Here is a 1390-nt window from a genome sequence, read left to right as displayed (position 1 = left end):
TAGTACTGCAACCGCATCTGGGGTGACGGGTGGCGCTGTTCGTCGTTGTTGTGACTGTGTGCTGATGAGCTGACGGTCGAGCAGGTCGAGTCGTGGTCGGAGGGGATAGCCGGACTGCATGCCCGCTTCGCCCACCGTTTCGGCAGGTCCGAGCCGCGTGAGCGGGCGCTGGACTACCTTCGGGGGTTGATCGCTCCTCTGGAGAAGAAGAACGGTTGGACACTGTCGGAGCAGGTCGGACAGCTCCGCCCGGATGGTGTCCAGCGCCTGCTCAACCTCTCGGACTGGGACGAGAACGCGGTCCGGGACGACATCCGTGACTTCGTTGTGGAGACCATCGGCAGCCCGGACGGTGTCCTGATCTGCGACGACACCGGCTTCCTGAAGAAAGGTACAAAGTCGGCCGGCGTGCAGCGGCAGTACTCCGGCACAGCCGGAAGGACCGAGAACTCCCAGATCGGCACCTTCCTGGCCTACGCCTCGACGGCCGGGCGAGCGCTGATTGACCGCGAGCTCTACCTCCCGGCGTCCTGGACGGGCGACCGGGAGCGGTGCCGGGCCGCCGGCATCGCCGACGAGGTGCCCTTCGCCACCAAGAACGAGCACTTCCGGCAGATGGTGCAACGCGCCATCGACGCCGGGGTGCCGTTCGCGTGGGTGACCGCGGACGAGGCATACGGGCAGGTCAAGCACACCCGGTTCTGGCTGGAGCAACGCCGGATCGCGCATGTGATGGCCACCAAGGTCAACGACACGGTGATCACAACGCGTTGGGGCGAGGAACGCGTCGACCGTCTGGTCGCCGCGCTGCCCCGGCAGCGCTGGAAGCGGGTCTCGGGCGGACAGGGCGCGCACGGTGAGCGGATCTACGACTGGGCCCGTATCGCGATCCGCCCGTGCTGGGAGCGCGGCTTCGGGCACTGGGTCCTGGCCCGCCGGAGCGTGGCGGACCCCACCGAGGTCGCCTACTACGTCTGCTATGGCCCGGCCGCCTCCCGGCTGAAAGACCTGGTCAAAGTCGCTGCGGCGAGGTGGGCGGTGGAGGAGTGCTTCCAGACCGCCAAGGGCGAGTGCGGCCTGGACCACTACCAAGTCCGGCTTTACCGTGCCTGGTACCGGCACATCACGCTCTCCATGGCCGCCCTCGCCTACCTGACCGCCACTCGTGCCGCAGAAGCCGCAAAAGGGGCACGGTCGACGACGAACAAGACCTCGTACCGCTCAGCGTCCCCGAGATTCGCCGACTGATCGGCCACGTCGTCACCACACCCCGCCACCACACCAACGAACACCATCTGCACTGGTCACGCTTCCGCAGACGCAGCCAGGCCCGAGCCCGACGCTCCCACTACAAACGCCGAGGCCACACCCTTCAGATGCGGTTGCAGTA

1 protein-coding gene is annotated in these 1390 nt (G+C 67.1%); it reads left to right on the top strand.

What is annotated here, in order from left to right:
- The first annotated feature begins 69 nt into the window (after positions 1–69).
- Positions 70–1248 carry an IS701 family transposase gene (locus tag ACFYXM_RS37105; RefSeq protein WP_389296264.1) on the top strand — a complete coding sequence of 393 codons (1179 nt, stop codon included), beginning with the start codon at positions 70–72 and terminating at the stop codon, positions 1246–1248.
- Positions 1249–1390 lie beyond the last annotated feature (142 nt).

Origin of the sequence: Streptomyces sp. NPDC002476 (assembly GCF_042889785.1) — a bacterium.
Classification (GTDB): domain Bacteria; phylum Actinomycetota; class Actinomycetes; order Streptomycetales; family Streptomycetaceae; genus Streptomyces.
This window is presented reverse-complemented; position numbering and strand designations above follow the sequence as displayed.